The sequence below is a fragment of the Polaromonas sp. genome (genome assembly GCF_029945895.1).
GTDB lineage: Bacteria > Pseudomonadota > Gammaproteobacteria > Burkholderiales > Burkholderiaceae_C > Polaromonas.
The window spans coordinates 1-21,411 of sequence record NZ_JAQSDL010000013.1 but is presented as its reverse complement, the minus strand read 5'-3'; the positions used below and the strand labels follow the sequence as shown (position 1 = coordinate 21,411).

At 63.7% G+C, this 21,411-nt stretch carries 21 protein-coding genes; 11 read left to right on the top strand and 10 right to left on the bottom strand.

The genetic code is table 11. From position 1 onward, the window contains the following. Positions 1 to 67 precede the first annotated feature (67 nt). Positions 68 to 619: a polymer-forming cytoskeletal protein gene (locus PSV33_RS01170; RefSeq protein WP_300557728.1), complete on the bottom strand. Its 552-nt coding sequence runs from the start codon at positions 617 to 619 to the stop codon at positions 68 to 70. 119 nt (positions 620 to 738) lie between these two features. On the opposite strand from PSV33_RS01170, the gene PSV33_RS01165 reads away from it, so the two are divergent. Both PSV33_RS01165 and PSV33_RS01160 read left to right on the top strand, forming a co-directional pair. Beyond that, complete coding sequence (locus tag PSV33_RS01165; protein ID WP_300557726.1) at positions 739 to 1,050, top strand: hypothetical protein; 312 nt, start codon at positions 739 to 741, stop codon at positions 1,048 to 1,050. A 64-nt stretch (positions 1,051 to 1,114) separates the two neighbouring features. Continuing rightward, positions 1,115 to 1,564: a hypothetical protein gene (locus PSV33_RS01160; protein WP_300557724.1), complete on the top strand. Its 450-nt coding sequence runs from the start codon at positions 1,115 to 1,117 to the stop codon at positions 1,562 to 1,564. A gap of 27 nt (positions 1,565 to 1,591) precedes the next feature. On the opposite strand, the gene PSV33_RS01155 is transcribed toward PSV33_RS01160, so the two are convergent. The 7 genes from PSV33_RS01155 to PSV33_RS01125 all read right to left on the bottom strand — a co-directional run bounded on the left by PSV33_RS01155 (position 1,592) and on the right by PSV33_RS01125 (position 8,323). Then, positions 1,592 to 2,431 carry a hypothetical protein gene (locus PSV33_RS01155; RefSeq protein WP_300557722.1) on the bottom strand — a complete coding sequence of 280 codons (840 nt, stop codon included), beginning with the start codon at positions 2,429 to 2,431 and terminating at the stop codon, positions 1,592 to 1,594. A 9-nt stretch (positions 2,432 to 2,440) separates the two neighbouring features. Then, the gene (locus PSV33_RS01150) at positions 2,441 to 3,286 is read right to left on the bottom strand and encodes a YaiO family outer membrane beta-barrel protein (protein ID WP_300557720.1); all 846 of its coding nucleotides are present in this window, start codon (positions 3,284 to 3,286) and stop codon (positions 2,441 to 2,443) included. 63 nt (positions 3,287 to 3,349) lie between these two features. After that, the gene (locus tag PSV33_RS01145; RefSeq protein ID WP_300557718.1) at positions 3,350 to 4,336 is read right to left on the bottom strand and encodes a hypothetical protein; all 987 of its coding nucleotides are present in this window, start codon (positions 4,334 to 4,336) and stop codon (positions 3,350 to 3,352) included. Then, entirely contained in the window at positions 4,333 to 5,385 is a 1,053-nt protein-coding gene (locus PSV33_RS01140) for a polymer-forming cytoskeletal protein (RefSeq protein WP_300557716.1), read from the bottom strand. Before PSV33_RS01140 ends, PSV33_RS01145 begins: the two co-directional genes overlap by 4 nt. After that, positions 5,382 to 6,818, bottom strand: coding sequence for a glycosyltransferase family 2 protein (locus PSV33_RS01135; RefSeq protein WP_300557715.1), 1,437 nt, complete (start codon positions 6,816 to 6,818; stop codon positions 5,382 to 5,384). Before PSV33_RS01135 ends, PSV33_RS01140 begins: the two co-directional genes overlap by 4 nt. A 26-nt stretch (positions 6,819 to 6,844) precedes the next feature. Continuing rightward, on the bottom strand, positions 6,845 to 7,960 hold the full coding sequence (gene wecB / locus PSV33_RS01130) for a non-hydrolyzing UDP-N-acetylglucosamine 2-epimerase (RefSeq protein WP_300557713.1): 1,116 nt from the start codon (positions 7,958 to 7,960) through the stop codon (positions 6,845 to 6,847). Positions 7,961 to 8,029: 69 nt separating this feature from the next. After that, positions 8,030 to 8,323 (bottom strand): hypothetical protein, encoded by a 294-nt coding sequence (locus PSV33_RS01125; RefSeq protein WP_300557711.1) that lies wholly within the window; start codon positions 8,321 to 8,323, stop codon positions 8,030 to 8,032. Positions 8,324 to 8,674: 351 nt separating this feature from the next. On the opposite strand from PSV33_RS01125, the gene PSV33_RS01120 reads away from it, so the two are divergent. From PSV33_RS01120 to PSV33_RS01095, 6 genes are all read left to right on the top strand, one after another. Then, the gene (locus tag PSV33_RS01120; protein WP_300557709.1) at positions 8,675 to 9,118 is read left to right on the top strand and encodes a response regulator; all 444 of its coding nucleotides are present in this window, start codon (positions 8,675 to 8,677) and stop codon (positions 9,116 to 9,118) included. 153 nt (positions 9,119 to 9,271) lie between these two features. Then, the gene (locus PSV33_RS01115; protein ID WP_300557707.1) at positions 9,272 to 9,988 is read left to right on the top strand and encodes a Crp/Fnr family transcriptional regulator; all 717 of its coding nucleotides are present in this window, start codon (positions 9,272 to 9,274) and stop codon (positions 9,986 to 9,988) included. A gap of 145 nt (positions 9,989 to 10,133) precedes the next feature. Continuing rightward, positions 10,134 to 10,826 carry a Crp/Fnr family transcriptional regulator gene (locus PSV33_RS01110; protein ID WP_300557705.1) on the top strand — a complete coding sequence of 231 codons (693 nt, stop codon included), beginning with the start codon at positions 10,134 to 10,136 and terminating at the stop codon, positions 10,824 to 10,826. Between the two features lie 230 nt (positions 10,827 to 11,056). Beyond that, positions 11,057 to 11,428 carry a hypothetical protein gene (locus PSV33_RS01105; RefSeq protein WP_300557703.1) on the top strand — a complete coding sequence of 124 codons (372 nt, stop codon included), beginning with the start codon at positions 11,057 to 11,059 and terminating at the stop codon, positions 11,426 to 11,428. Between the two features lie 51 nt (positions 11,429 to 11,479). Beyond that, entirely contained in the window at positions 11,480 to 14,020 is a 2,541-nt protein-coding gene (locus tag PSV33_RS01100; RefSeq protein ID WP_300557701.1) for an EAL domain-containing protein, read from the top strand. A 468-nt stretch (positions 14,021 to 14,488) separates the two neighbouring features. Then, the gene (locus PSV33_RS01095; RefSeq protein WP_300557699.1) at positions 14,489 to 14,782 is read left to right on the top strand and encodes a DUF4148 domain-containing protein; all 294 of its coding nucleotides are present in this window, start codon (positions 14,489 to 14,491) and stop codon (positions 14,780 to 14,782) included. A 132-nt stretch (positions 14,783 to 14,914) separates the two neighbouring features. Here the strand turns inward: PSV33_RS01095 and PSV33_RS01090 are convergent, their stop codons facing one another. Continuing rightward, entirely contained in the window at positions 14,915 to 17,989 is a 3,075-nt protein-coding gene (locus tag PSV33_RS01090) for an L-glutamate gamma-semialdehyde dehydrogenase (RefSeq protein WP_300557697.1), read from the bottom strand. Positions 17,990 to 18,086: 97 nt separating this feature from the next. On the opposite strand from PSV33_RS01090, the gene PSV33_RS01085 reads away from it, so the two are divergent. The 3 genes from PSV33_RS01085 to PSV33_RS01075 all read left to right on the top strand — a co-directional run bounded on the left by PSV33_RS01085 (position 18,087) and on the right by PSV33_RS01075 (position 20,486). After that, positions 18,087 to 18,566: an Lrp/AsnC ligand binding domain-containing protein gene (locus PSV33_RS01085; protein WP_300557695.1), complete on the top strand. Its 480-nt coding sequence runs from the start codon at positions 18,087 to 18,089 to the stop codon at positions 18,564 to 18,566. A gap of 177 nt (positions 18,567 to 18,743) precedes the next feature. Continuing rightward, on the top strand, positions 18,744 to 19,883 hold the full coding sequence (locus PSV33_RS01080) for an ABC transporter substrate-binding protein (protein WP_300557693.1): 1,140 nt from the start codon (positions 18,744 to 18,746) through the stop codon (positions 19,881 to 19,883). 21 nt (positions 19,884 to 19,904) lie between these two features. Then, positions 19,905 to 20,486 (top strand): DUF3617 domain-containing protein, encoded by a 582-nt coding sequence (locus tag PSV33_RS01075; RefSeq protein WP_300557691.1) that lies wholly within the window; start codon positions 19,905 to 19,907, stop codon positions 20,484 to 20,486. Between the two features lie 122 nt (positions 20,487 to 20,608). On the opposite strand, the gene PSV33_RS01070 is transcribed toward PSV33_RS01075, so the two are convergent. Continuing rightward, complete coding sequence (locus tag PSV33_RS01070) at positions 20,609 to 21,331, bottom strand: YggS family pyridoxal phosphate-dependent enzyme (protein ID WP_300557689.1); 723 nt, start codon at positions 21,329 to 21,331, stop codon at positions 20,609 to 20,611. Positions 21,332 to 21,411: the final 80 nt, after the last annotated feature.

Sequence of the window (21,411 nt, the reverse complement as noted above, 5' to 3'; positions counted from 1 at the left end):
CGCATTTTGCGCCCGCACGACGCGCCGCTGTCGTCAACTCGGTGACAGCGTGCGCAGCGCTGAAAACTCAGGCGACCTGAAGGCCCGGCTTTCCAGCCAATGCGGTTTTCGTGTTGGTCACGGCGCCAAACAGGATTTCGCCGGCGAGTTGACCACCCTCTTCGATCACCAGCTTGCCATAACGGATCTTGCCGGTGACCTTGCCGGTGGCATAAATCACGAGCTTCTGGCGCACCGTCAGGTTGCCGTCAAACGCACCATGGATTTCGGCGATGTCGATCTCGGCCGAACCCTTGAACTCGCCGTGCTCGGAGATCTGCATCACGCGCGAATCCATGGTGGCCTCCACCAGTCCTTCCACCACCAGGGTGTCGCAGTCAGTGATCTCGACGCCCTTGAGCTTGATGTTGGGGCCGACCGTCAGCTTGCTGCCGCCACTCTCGCGGGTAGCGGCGGCAGCCGGCGCGCTGCTTGCTGCGGTCACAGCGGCGGCGGGCGCGCTGTTCGAGACGTTGGTTGCCGCAGGACTGTTTGCGTAGGGATTGGGGTTGGGGTTGCCATGACGCAGACCGGAAGACTCATTGTCGCGTTTGCCGAAGAACGGTGATTGCAGTGCCATCTGGGATTTCCTTCAAAAGGACCCGATGGTACGGAGAGCACTTTGAAAAGTCTCCACTGCTAATGCAAGATGAGTAACGAAATAACCGGGTACGGGCCGCGAGCTTGTAGACTGGGACCATGCATTACACGGTCAGGATTTTTCACAGCGAGGATGTCTGCGACACCGAACGCGCCAGCGCAGCGCAGCGGTTTCGAGGCGCGCTTGAGGCCTCGCTCGGTGATGCCAGTCTGGTGGCACCCGTTTACCGCGCCTACCTGCGCTTGCTGCAGATTCATGGGGAGCAGAACCGGCCCTGGGACCTGGCGCCGGCGGAGCAGTTGCTGGCAGACCAGTGGGAAGCCGCCGAACTGGCGGCCACGCAAGCGGCCTTTGGCGCCGAACGCTACATGGGCGATGCCCATTTTGAACTGGAGATTCAGGACAGATGAGCACGCCGGCCCGACCGCGCGCTTTGTACGGATAATTACACCAGTTGCCAGAAAAGGGGAGTTTGTGGAGTTTGTTGTCTTGCTCGTGGGGGTGATCGTGCTGGGGCTGCTTGGCTGGGGCATCTACCGCGCCATGAAACGTCGGGAGACCGGCTCGCCGGCAGCCGGCCGGCAGGCGGAGCCGCAGAGCAGCACGCTGGATGACAGCACCTACCGGGTCAGTTATGCGCCGCCCGAGTTTGAGTGGAGCGGCACCACCACCGGCGCCCTGCCGGTGAAAATACTCACCTACAAGCAGTACGAGTGCCTGGAAGACGCGCGCTACGGATTCAGGATCGTCGCCTTGCCGCCCAGCGAGCGCAAGCAGCCGCAGCCCCACAAAACCCGTGCCCACGGGCTCAAAACCGTCGCCTCACTGAAAAAACACGGTTTCCTGGCCGATGACGGCGAAGGCGGCCACCTCATCACCGACCGCGGTCTCAATGCCCTGGAAGTCTGCAGCGTGCGTTATTGAACTGCGTGCAGATCCGCCCGGGTCAGATCAGACCGTGGCGTCTGGCGGCGCGCCGCTGACAGCCCAGGAGTACAGGGCGACAAACACCAACGCGTCAAAGACGGCACCCATGCAGATATACAGCACAGGCATGAACAGCACCGACAGGTGCTGCATGATGAAAGCCTGCGCCAGCACCTGATGGGGAATCATGACGGCAAAAAAGCCCAGGATCAACGCGGTGTGGAACAGCTTGATCGACAGGCGCTGGTTCAGGATGTAATACCCCATGGCCAGCATCACCGGCGTGGCCAGCATGACCACGTAACCAATGGTCATGAGCTCTTCGCTATGCCGTGCGATGCTGTACGGAAAGGCCTGCGGCGACAGCCAGAAATAGATCACCGTCACCAGCTGGATCACGCCCACGATACGCACGGGGTACTTGAGCGGCAGTTGCGCATTTTTCATGCGTACGGACAGGGCCAGCGCCAGCAGCGTCACGACCGCCGTCACGAGCAGGATGGTGCGGCTTGGCAGCGGCCTGTCGTCCGGCCCGCTCGACAGCTGCATCGCGTATTGCCCCGCATCGTTGAGCTGGTTGGTCAGCGTGAAGGGCATGTCCAGCCCGTTGGACCAGAACAGAATGCAGTCGCGCCAGAAATCAAACAGCCACGGCTTTCCGTAGTACACCAGCGCGCACAGGATCAAGGGCAGGACGACTGCCTGCGCCAGCAGCCAGGGCGTGACCTTCAGAGGAGTGATGGACCGGTGCGGGCGCACGAGGACCTGGCGGGCGCGGGCTTCCCGGGCCGCGGAAAAGGAGGCGTTGAAAAGTCGCTCCTGCTCACGGGCGGCTTCGGTCAGGGAGTGGGTTCTGGAGCTCATGGGGCGTGATCAGAAATCGTGGAAAACGCCGACATTCACACCACTGCGGCGGTACAGCGGGTTGGTGTAGCGGTTGGCGCCCACCAGCACGCCGGTACGCGCATTGAACCAGTGACGCCAGGTCAGACTGGCCTCACGGCTGTCAAAGTTGACCAGTTGCCGGTTGGCGGCAATCGCCAGATAACCTTCGCTGCCCCAGCCATAACGCGCAGTCACCAGGTCCTGCTTGTTGCGCCCCCATGTCAGCGCCACAAATTGTTGCTGCGTATCCACCGAGCCCGGGTTGCTGCGATTCACACGGACACCACCCTCGACAATCCAGGGGGTCTCGAAGTAGTAGGCAGCACCGATGGACAGGCTGCGGTCGGTGTGCCCGTCAGGGGCCTTGTAATGGCCCACGCCCACAGACCCGACGAGATTGCGGGCAGGAAGGAATTTGCGGTAAATCGTCGCGTCTACCCGGTAACGTGGCAGGTAAAACGCCCCGTCTCCCACACCCAGTGCCAATGAGCCAAACCAGTCTTCGTTGAAGGTATAGGTGTCGCTCACGCCCAGGAATGTGCCATTTTCGCCAAACCGCTTGTGCGCGGACAACTCACCCTGCAGCACATGTTTGTCCACCCCATAGACACCCCTCAGCGTCAGGTCGTGCCAGTTCCCGTAACCATTGGTCAGGTGCTGGACGCCGGTGCTCAGCTCCAGATTGCGCACCGGTTCCGCACCAGACGGCTCGGGCGGTGGGGTCAGCATGCTGCCGGGCTGGACCGAGCCGCTGCCCGCGCCTCCCGTCTGTGCCGCTACAGGCGCCGCGGCACCAAGGATCACCAGCAAGGCTGGGAAAATGACTTTCAACATAAAACGTCCTCCAAAAAATTGTTGTGTCTTGCAGCCTGGGTCCACGACCCGGCTCACTTCACCCTATTTGCAGCTGGTCTGCTTGTCCACAGCCACCACACCCCGGCTGAGCAGGATCTGATAGGACGCCTCATCGCTCACCGACCAGCGTTTCGAATGGCGCAGCGGCGTGGACTCGCGCAGCCAGCACCCTGCGCTGACCTTGTCGTTCTGCCGGAGCGCCAGCACCGCCAGCAGCCCCCATGGGTAGTCGGCCTGGCCCTGAATCAGCCACTCGGCTCGGTGAGCCGCCATCCAGTCGCGGTAGTAGGGCCTCGAATTGACGGGCAGCAGCGGAAAATCGAACATCAGCGGAAAAATCTGTGCCACATGGTCGGGATAGAAAGCCTGCTTCTGGGAGCGCTGCTCGAGCTGGGTAGACACCAGAAACCGCTTGTTCACCGGGTCCCAGAACGTGTCATGAATGGCGCGCGCAAGCTTGTCAGAAGCGGCCCTTTGCTGCGGCTGTTTCAGGTGCACCTTGAGCGACCAGACTTCCAGGTTGTCCATGAACAGGCCATGCAAGACCACCGGCGAGACCATGTAAATGCCGCGCGACGGCTGGTACAGGTGCTCCAGTGCGACTTTGCTGACCTCATGGCTCTTGCGCCAGACCGGGTTGCCGGCCAGCTTGGCCGGCATGGTTTCCAGCAGCTTCATCCAGATCGCCAGCAGGGAGTCGTCGGCATCGGCCGTCTTGCAGGACACCCATGTTTTATCGGCACCCCGGCAGAACCGGTCAAAAGTGCCGTCCGGTTTTTGCCGTGGCACCAGCCAGTTGGCAAACTTTTCAGCCGGTACCGAGATGTCCATGCCGTTCTCGTGCGCCAGCAGCAGGGCCTGCATGGCGAAATAGGGGTCCGCCGAATCGCCACCGTGCAGCACGGTGATGGCGCCGCTGTCGTCCGTGTAGCCGCCCAGCTCCAGAGGTGCTGCCGCACCGGCACACGACGCCTGAGTCAGCAGCAGCGTGCCCATCATACAAACCGTCAACAGTTGTTTGAACCTCATGCCTGCTTCACCATGCCAATCTCTCTGGCCCACAGGGTGCCATGCACAACCACGCCGTCTTCCACGATGATGTTGCGGGCCGTCACCGTGGTGGGCGCTTCAGGCAGGCCCACCAGCGCGCTGGCCCCGATCAGGATGTCGCTCTCGGACACCACCGGACCCCAGGCGCTGGCGTCCTTGTAAATATAAACGCGTTTTTCACAGGTTACCGCGCCCTGCACACTGGCACGGTGGCCGATGCTCACCCCTTCGCGCGCCTTGATGTCGCCAACGATGGTGGTCGCCGCGCCAATGGTCAGAAAGCCCGTCACAACCAGCGATCCCCGGTAAATGCTGCCGGCCGGCAGCGCGCAATCACCCCGGATCAGGTACAGCAGGGGCGTTTGCTGGACGGCGCCTGGCAGATCGGCATAACTGGCTGGCGCCTGCACAGCATCAGCGGGCGACGGCACAGGGCTGAGCTGCGCGCCGAACCGGAGGGTGGGCGCATTCAGGCGCTCGAACCAGGCTTCGTTGCCAAGCTCAATGGCACTGCCGGCGGACACCCGCCGCAGCGCCACACTGCGCGGCCCCATGCGCAGCACGCCGTCGGCATGGGCCCAGTCTTTGACGATGCTGTGCTCACCCAGATCAATGTCACCGGTGGCATACAGCGCCGGGAAGACCGATTCAGCGCCGGCGCGCAGGCTTCCCTGCACATAAACCGGCTGCGCACTGTGGATGGGCAAAGGGCTGGCAATGCTGCTGCGTGCAATCAGCCGCTTCTCCGCCTTGCCCCAGTCCAGCTCGGTACCGGCCGCCCAATCCGGATCGTCGACAAATTCGAAATCCTCATACCCGGTGGGCTCGCCCAGCCCGAGTTTGGCCGAGACATCGGCATGCAGACGCCGGGCAAAGTGGTCAATGTCGGTGGTGTAGTTGGCCGAAATCGGCAGCGCTGCGAAATCCGTGGGCCGCAGCCACTCGCGAAACGCGGGCACAAACGGCAGCGTCAGCAGCAACAGGCAGATCAGGGCAAACGCGGTATAGGTGATGTAGTTGGGGGTCATTGTTCAACGGCCTTGGAGCGGTAGCGGATGGTTTTGTCCCAGACCATCTCGCGCTTGAAAATCCTGTCGAGCAGCAAGCTCCAGACAGCGCCCGAGATGGCGAACAGGCTGACCAGGAAGCCCAGCATGTTGAAAGGCAACAACCTGAGGCGCCGCCGGTTACCGTCAATCAGCACGGCGATCACAATTTCAAAAAACGCGGCAAAGTTGCCCAGCGTGCCATAAATCATCAACGCGAAAACGGGAATCAGCGACGACAGCAGGGAACCCGCATTGAGGAAGTACAGCCCCAACGCCAGACACCACCCGGCCAGCATCACCAGCGGAATGACAAACACAAACAGCAGCAACAGGCCGTCAATGCGCTGTGCTGGTGTCAGGTACGAACTGGTGGCGAACTTCCACCAGTAGCGCGTCATCACCTGGTTGTGGCCCTTGGCCCATCGCGTCACCTGCTTGATGCGCACGCTCCACTCTTCGGGCACTTCTTCATAACACTCCGAGCGGTTGGTGTATACCGTCTTCCAGCCGTTGAGCATGAGCCGGAACGTGATGTCGGTGTCTTCGGCCAGCGTGTCGTCGTGCCAGCCGCCCACCGCCTCCACCGCCGACAGGCGCACGCCACCGACGGTGCCGCCGTACTGAGGCAGCAGGTTCATGTTCATGCGCGCCTGCTGGTCCACCTGGTAGCCGCCCGAGCGCTCCAGGTCCAGCATGCGGGTCAGCAGATTGGCGCCGCTGTTGACAGGCACCACGCGCCCCATCACCGCGCCGACTTCCGGGTCAAAAAATGGGGCCACCAGCTGCTTGAGCAGGCCGCGGCCGGGCACGTAGTCGGCGTCAAAAATGATGGCGATGTCGCCCTCGGCAAAATTCAGGGCGTCCTTCAGCGCGGCCGACTTGCCGGCCTTGCCACTGGTGCGGTGGAACGGTGAAATGCGCGAAGGGAACCGCGCCACATAACCGTCGATGATCTCGCCAGTGCCGTCCTTGGACCGGTCATTGACAGGAATGATCTTGAGACACTCCACCGGGTAGTCGGTATTGAGCAGCGCCTCGATGCAGCCGGCAATGACCTTCTCCTCGTTGTGCGCAGCAATGAAGACGGTGATCATCGGCCAGCGCGCCACGGCGATGTCGATGTAGGGGTGGCGTTGCACGCCGGTCAGCCGGTTCATGGTGAACATGAAGTGGCGCACGCCATAGATCATCATGCCCACCACGATCACGAACAGCAGGGTCGTCATCACGGCGGCAACCGGGTAATCCTTGAACGAAGGAATCAGCGCACCCGTTGCCGGGGCTTGCGCCAGCGCCGGCCCCGCCCCCATGAGGGCGACGGATGCGAGGAACAGCGCCACACGCAGCCGGCCCGGCCGCCGCAGGGCGGGAACGGGGCTTTCGGCGAGAAGGTCGCAAGAGGAAGGCAACATGAGCATGCTCCAGTGGAAAGGTTCGGTCAGGCCAGCGCGGGAACGGCGGTGGGCGCCGCGACCAGACTGTCCTTGAGCAACGCCACGATCTGCGCGGAGGCTGTGCCGTCACCAAACGGATTGCCGGATTGCGCCATCCGGGTGTACGCCCCGGTGTCCTTCGACAGCCGGGTGACCTCGGCAACGATGGCGCTGCGCGTCGCGCCGATCAGCAGGGCGCAGCCCGCTTCAATGGCTTCAGGCCGCTCGGTTTCATCGCGCAGCACCAGCACCGGCACGCCAAAGGTCGGAGCCTCTTCCTGCAGGCCGCCGGAGTCGGTCAACACCATCCACGCATCGGCCAGCGCCTGCTGCATGCCGGTGTAGTCCAGTGGCGCCGTCAAAGTCACGTTGGCAATATCGCCCAGCAGGGCATTGACAGGCCCCTGTATCACGGGATTGAGGTGCACCGGAAACAGCACCTGCAGATCAGGCTGCTGGCGCGCAATGTCGGCTATGGCGCGGCAGATCTCCTCCACGTCATTGCCCCAGTTTTCACGCCGGTGCACGGTGACCAGCAAATGGCCGCGGCCCGCGCTGGTGCGCCTGACGCCGCGGTGGGCGCAGGTCCATTGCTGGGCATCGATCACGGTGTTGCCCGTGAGGTGGATGAACTCATCGGCAATGCCCTCCGTCTGCAGGGCCACCATGGCGCGCTGCGTGGGCGCAAAGTGAAACTGGGTCAGGCGGCTGATCATCTGCCGCAGGCCCTCTTCGGGAAACGGCCGGGCGAGGTTGTAGGTACGCAGCCCGGCCTCCACATGCGCCAGAGGGACGCGGTTGTAGAAGGCGGCCAGCGCGCCCTGAAAGGCACTTTCGGTGTCGCCCTGAACAATGACAAGCGACCAGTCCTGCGACGTCATCACCGTGTCAAGCTGCTCCCGGCAGCCCATGCTGAATGCCAGCAGGCTGCTGCCTGCGCGCTCCAGCGTGATGTCCGGCACCACGTCGAAACATTCGAAGATCTGGCTCGCCATGTCCCCATGCTGGCCCGTGTGCAGCCACTGGACGCGCGCCCAGTCGGTTGCACGCAGCGCGTGATAGACGGGCGCCAGCTTGATGATTTCAGGGCGTGTGCCCGAGACGATAAGAATGTTTTGCATGGAAGCTTTTCAGAAAAAGAGGGAAAGGGCTGGCCGGGAACCTGCGCGCGCAGGCGCCTCAGCGGTGGATCAGGCCGGTTGCGCGCTCGCGCCGGGGCCGGTCATGGCGCCGGGGGTCAACAAGTCAACAATCACGACCAGGTCGCCGCCGAAACGGCCCACGCCGAGCTCACTCATGAATTGCTGTTCCTGCGCGGCAGAATCCAGGCGCAGGAAACACAGGGCTTGCCGCTTGCCAGCCTGGCTGGCCGCCAGGATGTCCAGCCGGGCCACGGACCCATAACGCGAGCACAGCGAGTGAAGCGCCGGCCGCAGCGTGCCAATGTCGGGAAAGTTTTTCAGCTGGTCGAAGTCGTTGTGCATGGTGTTGAGGTCCGAATGGCTTACCGGATGGGTGTTAACTTAAGTTCTCATGGACTATAAAAACCACAAAGGACCGGGCGCCTGAGCAAATGCCGTCCCTGCCTGTAGGACGCGGCCCCAGTCCCTCTGTGCGCTGGCACACACAAGCCCTGTCCCAACACCTCCCCACTTTCATCAGCGATTCAGGCTACCGCGAGGAAGGCGAACACGCGCAGCCCCGTCCTACAGACCAGCACGCCGATGGACGGCTTTTTTTTCCAGTTGGCGGCGTCTGATGGGAGAACCCGCTGGATTGACCGTATGGCACGCGGTCAACGTCTCAACCCACAACAAGACTGCAGGACAAGCAACATGGCACTCATCACCTACCTCGCCGAAGACAACCAGATCATTCGGGAAAATCTGATCGACACGCTGGAGGAAATCGCCGATGTCCAGGTCGTGGCCCACGCGGTCACCCAGGCTGAAGCCAGCCGCTGGCTGACGCTGCATGACGGCACCTGGCACCTGGCCATCGTGGATCTGTTCCTCAAGGAGGGCAGCGGGCTGGGGGTGCTGGCCGGCTGCCGCCACCGCGAGCCCTACCAGAAAGTGGTGGTGCTGACCAACTACGCCACGCCTGAAATCCGCCGGCGCGCGGCTGAACTGGGCGCCGACGCGGTGTTTGACAAGACCACCGAAATCGACGCGCTGCTAGCCTATTGCACCGAACAGACGGCCAACATCCTCACGGAAGACGTGCAGGCGGCGCAGCGCGAAGCCGTCGCGCAGCACGACCAGGCCATGCCGACCTGAGGCAAGCAGGTGGTTCGCGCCCTGACAGCCGTTCATCGGTTTGTTCGATAGCGCACATACACAGGGTCCGGAACGGCCTAACATCACAGGCTGGCCAGGGACCTCTGCCAGAGGCGCCACTCGAAGCCAGATACCGCTTCGGAGCTTTTGTTGATGGCCGTTTCCCCCGATCCCCGAAAAAACGAGTTGCTGGCTGCCCTGCCTGAGGCCGAGTTCCAGCGCTGGTTGCCGCAACTCGAATGGGTGGACATGCCGCTGGGCCAGGTGGTTTATGAATCGGGCAGCACCCTGAGCCATGTGTACTTCCCGACCACCGCCATCGTCTCCCTGCTGTATGTGATGGAAAACGGCGCCTCGGCCGAAATCGCCGTGGTTGGCCACGAAGGTGTGGTCGGCATCTCGCTGTTCATGGGCGGCGAATCGACACCCAGCCGGGGCGTGGTGCAAAGTGCCGGCCAGGGCTTCCGGCTTCCCTCGCAGGTCATCAAGGAAGAGTTCAAGCGGGCACCTGTATTGCACCTGCTGCTGCGCTACACCCAGGCACTGATCACGCAGATGGCGCAAACGGCGGTGTGCAACCGCCACCACTCGCTGGACCAGCAGCTGTGCCGCTGGCTGCTGCTGAGCCTGGACCGGCTGCAGGGCAACGAATTGGTGATGACGCAGGAACTGATTGCCAACATGCTGGGCGTGCGCCGCGAAGGCGTGACCGAAGGTGCCGTCAAGCTGCAAAACCTCGGCCTGATCCGTTATTCGCGCGGCCGCATCACGGTGCTGGACCGCCCCGGGCTGGAAAACCGCACCTGCGAATGTTATGCCGTGGTCAAAAAGGAATATGACCGCCTGCTCCCCGACAAGCTGGCGATCTGACCCCTGTTCCGTCTGCGCGCGCGGCCCCTTGTCCGAACGGATAGATTATCTAGCGCATACTGGGACACCGACTGGAACTGAATCTGACAGTGGCGCGGCCTTGTAATTGCCCCCGTGAAGGGGCCGCAACCCACCGGAGAGCCGCTTGTCTGCAGTCGAAAACCACCTCCTCGAACTCCTGCCGCGCCGGGACCGCGCGCGCCTGCTGGCCAACTGCGAACCCGTCGAGCTGGCACTGTCCGAGGTCCTGTGCGAGCCCGGCCAACCGGTCCGCCACGTGTACTTTCCCACCCAGGGCTTTATCTCGCTGGTCACGCCGGTCGAAGGCAGCCCGGGCGTGGAGGTGGGCATGATAGGGCGCGAAGGCATGCTGGGTGCGCAGCTGGCGCTGGGTGTCGCCATCGGGCCATGGCGCGCGGTGGTGCAAGGCGCTGGTGGCGCCTGGCGCATCGGCACGGTCGCCTTCAGGCGCGAGCTGGCGCGCAGCCCGGCGCTGCAGCGCGGCCTGCAGCGCTACCTCTATGTGCTGATGGCGCAGCACGCCGCGTCGGCCGGCTGCCTGCGTTTTCACCTGACCGGCCAGCGCCTGGCGCGCTGGCTGCTGATGAGCCAGGACCGCGCCCACGCTGACAGCTTCCATGTCACCCACGAGTTTCTCGCCTACATGCTGGGCATGCGCCGCGTCGGCATCACCGTCGCCGCCCGCGCGTTGCAGAAGGGCGGCCTGATCGAGTACCACCGCGGCGAGCTCACCGTGCTGGACCGCCAGGGGCTGGAAGCCGCCGCCTGCAGCTGTTACGCCGCCGACCGCCAGACCTACGCCGACTTGTTGGGCTAGCCGTTTTTTTCAACCGTTCGCCCTGCGCCTGTTGAAGAGATGAAGGCTTGAAGGATTGAAGGCTTGAAGGCTTGAAGGGCCGAAGCCTTGGCACTGGCCGCTCTGTGCGACAACGCACAGACGATAGAAAAAAAAACATATACAACCAGCAGCATCGGACCGCGCCCCCTCCGCAACTGCACCCCTGCAGGCGATGACGGCCACCACCCCATGACACAGAGAGGCTAAAAATGACCTCGTTCTTTCTTCCGCACACGCCCGGACAGGCCACCGGCGTGGGCCCGGCCGCCTCTTACGCGCCACCAACCTTGGCCTCGGGCCAGAACGGATCAGCGCCCCACCCCAAGGCAGCCACTTCTGATGCACCGTACGACGCGCATCGGGCCATCGAGGTCGAGGACTGGGATGTCCTGTTCGAGGCGGTGAAAACCACGTTGCGGCGCATTGTTGGCGAGCGGCTTGGAGAGCTGCCCGAGGTCCCTGCTCATTCGGCAGCACTGTCGGCCAGCCTGGTGCAGGCCGTTGTGCTCGACTGTGTCGGCTCCCTGGACCGCCTGCACGCCGCACTGAAGCAGGAACGCAGCCAACGTCCGACACCGTGACGGGCGCTTTGCGAAGCCCGGGCCAGCGCTGCGTCTGTTAGCGTGGTGACCATGCTGGTCACCCCTCCCCCGCCCCACAACCTCCCCCCCGCCCCGCCCCTGCCGCCGTCGAGCCCACTTGCGGTGCTGGAGCGGGCCACCGGTGCGGGCGCGTGGATGCTGGCGCTGCCCTCGCATCAGCTGACATGGACGGCGCACCTGGCCGCCATGCTGGAAATGACGCCGGAGCAGGCGCCGGACTGGGCCAACGCGCTTGATGTGTATGCGCCCGAGTCTCGCGCCCGCATGGCCGCGGCGCTGGACCGCTGCCTTGCCGACGGAACGGCGTTTGACCAGGAGGTGCAGGTCCTCACCGGGCGCGGCCAGCGCCTGTGGATGCGCTCACTGGGCGAGGCCTTGCGCGATGTTTCGGGCACCATCGTGCAACTGTCCGGGGTGTTGAAAGACCTCACGGCCCAAAAACGCGCCGAACAGGAAACCCAAAGCCTGACCATGCGGCTGGCCACGACACTGGCAAGCATCACCGACGCTTTTGCCACCCTGGACCATGAGGGCCGGCTGACCTATGTCAACAGCGAGAGCGAACGCCTGCTGCGCGCCCCGGGCAAGGCCCTGCTGGGCCGCAAACTCTGGGACGTGCTGGAGGGCAATGCCACGGGCCGGGTGCACCAGGAAATCCTGGACATGCTTGGCGGCGGCGCCAGCCGCGAGTTCGAGGTCTTCTGTGCCATTCCCGAACGGTGGCTGGAGCTGCGCGCCTACCTTTTTGAAGAGGGCGTGGCCATGTACCTGCGCGATGTCAGCGACCGGCGCCAGTCGCAGGAGCAGTTGCTGCTGCTGCAAACCAGCATCTCGCGCCTGAACGACATTGTGCTCATCACCGAAGCCGGCCCACTGGACGACCCCGGCCCCCGCATCGTGTTCGTGAACGACGCCTTCGAACGGCAGACCGGCTACAGCCCCGACGAAGTGCTGGGACGGACGCCGCGCATTCTGCAGGGGCAGCGCACGCAGCGCGTCGAGCTGGACCGCATCCGGCTGGCACTGCAGGAGGCACGGCCGGTGCGCGCAGAACTCATCAACTACAAGAAAAACGGCGAGCAATTCTGGCTGGAGCTGGACATCGTGCCGGTGGACTATTTCAGCCGGGGCCTGACGCATTGGGTGGCCGTGGCGCGCGACATCACCGAACGCAAGGCCGCCGAGGAAGAAATCGAGCACCTGGCGTTTTACGACACGCTGACCCAGCTGCCCAACCGCCAGCTGCTGATGGACAGCCTGCGCACAGCGCTGACCCACACGGACAACCCCGACAAAACCGGGGCGCTGATGTTCATCGACCTTGACAACTTCAAGATGCTCAATGACACGCGCGGCCATGCCACCGGCGACCTGCTGCTGCAAAAGGTGGCGGCGCGGCTGAACAGCTGCGTGCGGCTGCGCGACACCGTGGCCCGCCTGGGTGGCGATGAATTTGTCGTCCTGCTGGAAGACCTGGGTGACGACCTGCCGCTGGCCCACAAGAAGGCAGAAGTTGTGGCAAAAAAAATTCTGGCCACCTTGTGCGAACCCTGCGACCTGTCGGGCCAGGACTATGACGGCACCTGCAGCATCGGCATCACGCTGATCACCCAGCACGAAAAAAGTGTGGGCGACCTGCTCAAGCAGGCCGACCTGGCGATGTACCAGGCCAAGGCCGCGGGGCGCAACACCATCTGCTTTTTTGACCCCGGCATGCAGGCCGTGGCGACTGCCAACGCAGCGCTGACCTACGAACTGCGTCAGGGCCTGCGCAACGAGGAATTCGTGCTGCACTACCAGCCGCAGGTCGGCCCCAAGGGTTTCATGGTGGGCGTCGAAGCCCTGGTGCGCTGGCAGCACCCGCAACGCGGCCTGGTGTTCCCCGATGGTTTCATTCCCCAGGCCGAGGAAAGCGGACTGATCCTGCCGCTGGGCAAGTGGGTGCTGGAAACCGCCTGCGCCCAGCTGGCGCGCTGGGCCGCCTGCCCGGAAACCGACAGCTTCAGCATCGCGATCAACGTCAGTGTGCGCCAGTTCCGTCACCCCGAGTTTGTCGAGCAGGTCATGAAGGCCATCGCCAACGCAGGCATCAGCGCGCACCGGCTCAAGCTCGAGCTGACGGAAAGCCTGCTGGCCAACGACATGGACGTGACGATTGCCAAGATGGGCATCCTCAAGGACGCCGGCGTGACGCTGTCCATTGACGACTTCGGCATCGGCTACTCGGCGCTGTCTTACCTGAAACACCTGCCGCTGGACCAGCTCAAGATCGACCGCGCGTTTGTGAAGGACGTGCTGACCGACCCGAATGACGCGGCAATTGCCCGAACCATCATCGGCCTGGCACAAAGCCTGGGGCTGGGTGTCATGGCCGAGGGTGTGGAGACCGAAGCCCAGCGCGACTTCCTGGCCCGCCACGGCTGTCACTGCTTCCAGGGTTACCTGTTCTGCAAGCCGTTGCCGATCGACGAGCTCGAAGTGTTCATCCATGGCCTGGCGCGGCCGTCAGAAGACGCGCCGGCCAGTTCAGTCGCGCAGCTCGCGGCTATCAAAGCGCTACTGAATCAATAGCTGCAAGCGCATAATCCATGCGGGCTGGAAGCGATTTTGGCTTGCAGACCTGATTCAAGTCCCGCGCGGGCGTCAGCCCGGGGACCAGCAGCTGTTGGAGCGAAGGTCGAGGTTTTTGCCTGGCGCCTCATGCCTTGTGCGCCCACGCAAACGGACCAGCCACTGCTGATTGTCAGCAGCGACCGCGACGCCGCGTTCCCGATGAAGGGGAGCTTCTTCCGATTTTTTCATTGCCCGGCTCCGGCAGAGCCTGCTCTGGACAGCACAAAGACAATTCAAACCCTTATTGTTTCTGTTATGGCAATTATTAATTGAGTGATTTGCTATTTTTCTTTGTTATTGGCAACAGTACAGTTCATACATCGATGAGCCGCAACCAATAAACGACTCACCGAGGCTGGACAGACGGGGATCAACAAGCCCGCCATGCCCGGAAATGTTTATTCATTCTCACAAGGAAATTTCATCATGAACGCATCCAAATTCTTCGCTGTTGCCGCTCTTGCCACCGTTGCCTCTTTTGGCGCCCACGCCGACGAGGCTGACGGTTCGCAATTTGCCGTCCAGTTCAACTCGACCCGTTCCGTGGCCGAAGTCCGCGCCGAAGCCGCCGCCAAAGTGGCCACCCACAGCCAGGAGCCTGCCGGCTCGCGCGTGGCAGCCACCGTGCAGTCTTCCACCGACCGCGCCACTGTCCGTGCACAAGCCGCTGACGCTGTCCGCCTGGGCCAGATCCCGCGCGGCGAAGCCAGCTACATGTAAGGACTGCAGGCTGACCGGGTTTCCGGCCAGTTGATCCCTCACCAGCCGGGCTCCGGCCCTGGCAGTGGGTGAATTTTTTGAAATCGGGCTCTTCGGAGCCCGATTTTCTTTTCGGGACAGGAAGCTGACCGATCACGTCCCCGACAACAAGGCCGCATTCCCGCCCGCCGCGGTGGTGTTCACCGTGACGGTCTGCTCGGCGCAGAAGCGGACCAGGTAGTTGGGGCCGCCGGCCTTGGGGCCGGTGCCGCTGAGGCCCTCGCCGCCGAAAGGCTGGCTACCCACCACCGCACCGATCATGTTGCGGTTGATGTAGATGTTGCCGACATGCGCAGCCGCGGCCAGCGCCTGGGCGCGCGAGTCGATGCGGGTCTGGATGCCCAGCGTGAGGCCGTAGCCGAGGGCGTTGATCTGCCCGATGACGGCTTCGGGAGTTTTCAGCGCGCCGCTGCCCCAGCGCACGATCTGCAGCACCGGGCCGAAAATTTCGTCTTTCACCTCGGCCAGGCTGGCGACTTCAAAGGCGCAGGGCAAGACCAGATTTGCTACTGAATCAGGAGCTGCTTGCGCCCGCCTGTCAAGGACTGGAAGCACTTTTGATGTGGAACCCAGGCGCTGCAGGTGGTTCTGGATGCCCTCAAACGCCTCGCGGTCGATGACCGGGCCGACGTCGGTGGAAAGCAGGGCCGGGTCGCCCACGGCCAGCTCCTGCAGCGCGCCCTGGATCATGGCCATCACCTTGTCGGCAATACCCTCGTGCACACACAGCAGGCGCAACGCCGAGCAGCGCTGTCCGGCCGAGCGAAAGGCGCTTTGCACCACGGCGTCCACCACCTGTTCGGGCAGCGCGCTGCTGTCGACCAGCATGGCGTTGATGCCGCCGGTCTCGGCGATCAGCGGCACGATGGGGCCGTCTTTGGCGGCCAGCGCGCGGTTGATGATTTTGGCAACTGCGGTGGAGCCGGTGAACACCACGCCGGCCACGCCCGGCGCCGCCACCAGGGCCGCGCCAACGGTCTCGCCGGGGCCGTGCAAAAGCTGCAGCGCATCTTCTGGCACACCGGCGGCGTGCAGCAGCTTGACCGCGGCCCAGGCCACGCCCGGCGTCTGCTCGGCGGGTTTGGCCAGCACCGCGTTGCCGGTAGCCAGCGCGGCGGCGACCTGGCCGGTGAAAATCGCCAGCGGAAAATTCCAGGGGCTGATGCAGACCCAGACGCCGCGTGCGGTGAGCCGCAGCTCGTTGGTTTCGCCCGTCGGCCCCGGCAGGGCGATGGGCGCCATGATGCGTTCGGCCTCATTGGCGTAGTAGCGCAAAAAATCAATCGCCTCGCGCACCTCGGACACCGCGTCGCCCCAGGTCTTGAAGGCTTCCTGGACCAGCAGGGCGCAGAAGGCGGGCATCTGCTGCTGCAGCGCGTCGGCGGCGCGGCGCAGGGTGGCGGCGCGTTCGGCCACAGGCACCTTGCTCCATTTTTGATAGCTGGCCGCGCCCGTGGTTACTGCGCTAGAGGCCAGTTTTGCATCAAACGCGCGGACCACAGGCACCTGCGTTGTCTGCAGCGCGGCCAGCAGGGGTGCACGCATGCTCTCGACCGTGAGGTCCAGCCCCCCGCTGTTGGGGCGGCCGGGGCCGTAGAGGGCCGGCGGCAGCGGCAGGGACGACGCAGGCGCCATGCGCAGGGGCGAGGTCAGCAGCTGGTCCATGCCCACCGACTCGTCGGCGAGCTGGTGCACAAAGGAGGAGTTGGCGCCGTTTTCCAGCAGACGGCGCACCAGGTAAGCCAGCAGGTCGCGGTGGGCGCCGACCGGGGCGTAGACCCGGCAGCTGATCTGCGGGTTTTTCAGCACCTCGCGGAACACCCCTTCGCCCATGCCGTGCAGGCGCTGCAACTCGAATTGGGCTCCCACTGCAGGTCCCGCCGACAGGCCGCCCTTGGGCGGGACAGCCCCCTCGGGGGGCAGCGCAGTACGCGAAGCGACAAGCGTGGGGGCCCTGACCCGGGACGCCATCTGGATGATGGCGGCGATGGTGCCGGCGTTGTGCCCCGCAAACTGCGGGTAAATCGCGTCAGGGGCGGCCAACAGGGCCTGCGCGCAGGCGAGGTAAGACACATCGGTGTGATGCTTGTGGGTGAATACCGGGTAATGCGGCAGGCCGAGCTCCTGCGCGCGCTTGATTTCCGAGTCCCAGTAGGCGCCCTTGACCAGGCGGCACATGAAGCGCAGCCGGTATTGGCGGGCCAGGGCGATGACGTGGCCGACCAGCTCCAGCGCACGCGTCTGGTAGGCCTGCAGGGCCAGGCCGAAGCCCTGCCACTGCGGCTGCTGCAGCGCCACCTGCGCGGCCAGCGCCTCAAAGACGTCCAGCGAGAGTTCGAGCCGGTCCACCTCTTCGGCGTCGATGGTGAGGTTGATGTTGGCGCGCGCCGCCAGCTCGCACAGGCCCCAGACGCGCGGCACCAGTTCGGCCAGCACACGCGCATGCTGCGCGTCCTCGTAACGCGGGTGCAAGGCACTCAGCTTGATGGAGATACCGTCATTTTGCTCGCAGGCGGCCGCCGGATCTGCGCGAGCAGCTATGGATTCAATAGCGTTTGTATAGCTGGCCAGGTAATGCAGCGCGTCGGCATCAGTGCGTGCACCCTCGCCCAGCATGTCGTAGCTGAACCTCAGATTTGCCGTCTTCCTGCGCGCACTGTCGGCCTCGCTCATGGCGTCACCTATCGTCTGACCGAGCACAAACTGCCGGCCCAGCAGTTGCACCGCGCGCAGGGTGGCGGCTACCACGGTACGCGCGCCGAGCTTGCTCATGAGGCTGCTCTGGCCATCCTCCGGCAAAAACTTCTTGGACATCGCGATGGCCGAGGCCGACAGGCGCGCCATCATGGCGTCGCTGGCGCCTTCAAAATCGGCGCGACCGAGCTGGTCGGCGGTCAGGGCAATGGCCGTTTCGGCATCGGGCACACGCAGCAGTGCTTCTGCCAGGCGCATCAGCGCCAGACCCTCGGCGCTCGAAATCGGGTACTCCTTGAGCAGGCTTTCCATGGCCCAGAAGGGCGGCGGGTTGTTGCGCACCGCCTGTACCCAAGGCCGGGCCAGGGGCGTGGCGGCCGTCCAGTCGAGCGCCCCGGCCAGTGCCTGCAAATGCCCCGCAACGATGTCGGCCTCGGGCCGGTAGGGAAAAGGAAGGCGGGGCTGCTGCAACATGAAAATCTCCGAAATCTGGTGAATAACGCCATGTTGTCTTGATAGCAGAAGAATTTAACGCTAAATTTGGCCTGACAATCCGAATAAATCACCACTCATGCTTGACTTATCGCCCGCCATCGACCGCATCGACCTGAAAATCCTGAGCGTGCTGCAGCAGGACGGGCGCCTGTCCAACCTCAAGCTGGCCGAAGCGGTGGCGCTGTCGCCCACGGCCGTGCTGGCGCGTGTGCAGCGGCTCACGCGCGACGGCTACATCCTGGGCTACGAGGCGCGGCTGAACCCGCTCAAGCTGGGCGCGGGCATGCTGGTGTTTGTCGAGGTGTTGCTGGACCGCACCACGCCCCATGTGTTTGAGGCTTTCAAGGCAGCGGTGCAGGTGTACCCGCAGATCATGGAATGCCACATGGTGGCCGGCGGTTTTGACTACCTGCTCAAGACCCGCATGGCCGACATGGCGGCCTACCGCGACTTTGCCGGCAACGCGCTCTGGCAGTTGCCCGGGGTGCGCGAAACCCGCACCTACGCGGTGATGGAAGAGGTCAAGAACACCACCCAGCTGGCCCTGGGTGTGTGAGCACGGCAACGGCGGCGACGCCTGCGCGCGACAATTTGCGGCGTTTCAGCCAATAGTTCATGACTTGGCGACAAATCGCGTTGTCACCGCCTCCGATTTGGACTAAGTTGGCTTCGGACAGGCCCTGCCTTGTACCGGCGAGCCTTCCGCATCGTGCAACAACGCGAGGAGTCCGGCATGAACATTTTTCACCAATGGGGGGCCTGCAGCCTGCTTGCCCTCCTGCTCACGGCGCCCGCCCACGCGGCGGACATCGGCGTCACGGACAGGGAAATCCTGGTGGGGCAGTTCGCGGCGCAGACCGGCCCCGCGGCCGAACTGGGAAAACGCATGCAGCTGGGCATGCTGGCGCATTTCAACGCAGTCAACGCGGCCGGCGGCATCAACGGGCGCGCCATCCGGCTGGTATCACGCGACGACGGGTATGAGCCTGAGAAGGCGGCCGCCGCCGTCAAGGCGCTGATCGAGGAAGACAAGGTGTTTGCGCTGGTGGGCTCGGTCGGCACGCCCACCACGCTGGCGGCGGTGCCCGCCATCAATGCAGCGGGCATTCCGCTGATCGGCCCCTTCACCGGCGCGCAGGCCCTGCGTGAGCCGCTCAACCGCCATGTTTTTCATGTACGCGCCAGCTACTTTGACGAAACCGAACGTATCGTGCAGCACCTGAGCACGCTGGGCATCAAGAAAATTGCGGTGTTCTACCAGAACGACTCCTACGGCAAGGCAGGCCTGGAAGGCGTGACGCGGGCGCTGGCCAAACGCAGCCTCAAGCCCGCCGCAGCGGTGACGGTGGAGCGCAATTCGGTCGATGTCACCGCCGCATGGGCCGAGCTGGTCAAAGCCGCGCCGGAAGCGGTGGTGCAGATCAGCGCCTACAAATCCTGCGCAGCATTGATCAAGCTGGCGCGCAGCAAGGGGTACGGCGGGCAATTTTTCAACGTGAGTTTTGTCGGCTCCACGGCCCTGTCGGCGGAACTGGGCGATGCCGGCGCCGGCGTGACGATTTCGCAGGTGGTGCCTTTTCCCTACACACCTTCGTCAGAGATCGTGCGCGAGTACCAGCAGCGCATGACCGAAGCCGGCAACAAGGACTTCGACTTCTCCAGCATGGAAGGTTTTCTGGCCGCCAAGGTGTTTGTCGAAGGTGTGCGCCGGGCCGGCAAGGCCCTGACACGCGCCGGCCTGGTCAGCGGGCTGGAGTCCATGCGCGATGTCAACATGGGCGGATTCCTGGTCAACTACAGCCCGACAAACCATGAGGCTTCCCACTACACCGACCTGACCATCATTGGGCGTGGCGGGCGTTTTGTTCGTTAAGTTTTTTTTGGGGGATATTTCATGAATCGCTTTTTGTCCCGGGGTCTGTTCACGGCCTGCGCACCTGCGCTGGGCCTGCTTTTTCTTTTGGCCCCACCCGTCGCCGCACAGTCCCTCAAGCCTGGCTTGTGGGAGATCAACAACAAGATGCAGTCCAGCTCGGGCCAGGTGGAAAAAGCCATGGCCGAGGCGCAAAAGCAGATGGCCGCCATGCCGCCCGAGCAGCGCAAGCTGATGCAGGACATGATGGCCAAGCAGGGCGTGGCCATGGGCCCCGGTGCCGGAGGCAACAACATGGCCATGAAAATCTGCATGACGAAAGAAATGACAGAGCGCAATGAGTTGCCGGCCCAGCAAGGCGACTGCAGGACCACGAACTCGCCTCGTTCGGGCAACACCATGAAAATGTCGTTCGCCTGCACCCAGCCACCGTCCAGCGGCGAAGGCACCGTGACCTTCGTCAGCCCCGAGGCCTACACGATGAAGATGACCATGAAAAGCGCGGTGCAGGGCAAGCCGGAAACCATGACCATGGACGGCGGCGGCAAGTGGCTAAGCGGCGACTGCGGAAACATCAAACCCCTGGCCGCACCGAAGAAATAGCCCCCACGAGCCCCCGGCGCGCAGGAGCTGCAAGGCCCTTCTTCAGTCCAGCAGGGGCCGCGGGTCCGGCTTTGCCGGACCGCAGGCGCAGCGCAGTACACGCAGTGACAAGCGTGGGGGCTCTATCTCTTTCCGAAAATGGCGGTGCCTACCCGCACCATGGTGCTGCCGGCATGAATGGCGGCCTCCAGATCGGCCGTCATGCCCATCGACAGCGTGTCCATGGCCTGCGGCAACACGCCGGCCCGATTTATCTGGTCAAAAAGGTCTGCAGCCCTTTGGTGGACGGCGCAGGCAGCTACAAAATCAGGAGCAGGCTCGGGAATCGACATGAGACCGCGCAGCTGCAGCCGCGGCAGCCGCGCCACCTCGGCCGCCAGCGCCTGGGCCTCCTGCGGCGGCACGCCGGACTTGGTGGCACCGCCGTCGATGTTGACCTGCAGGCACACCTGCAGCGGCGGCAAATGTGGCGGACGCTGCTCGCTCAGGCGCTGCGCAATCTTGAGGCGGTCCACCGACTGCACCCAGTCGAAATGTTCAGCAACCAGCCGCGTCTTGTTGCTCTGGATGGGACCGATGCAATGCCATTCTGAAGGGCGGGAAGCCAGCGCGCGAAGGCCATCGGCTTCCCATCCCCGAACCACGAGAATCTTGTCCACCCCCTCCTGGATGTAGTTCTCGCCGAACTCGCGCTGGCCGTCGGACATGGCCTCAATCACCGCGTCGGCACCGAAGGTCTTGGACACAGCCAGCAGACGCACGCTTGCGGGGTCGCGCCCGGCAGCGACACAGGCCGTGGTAATGCGGTCACGGACGAGTTGGAGCTTGCGCACAATCATGGTCATAATCCAACTGTAAAACTTTTCAGGGATCCCCGGGATGGACATTACCCAACTGCTGGCTTTTAGCGTCAAGAACAAGGCGT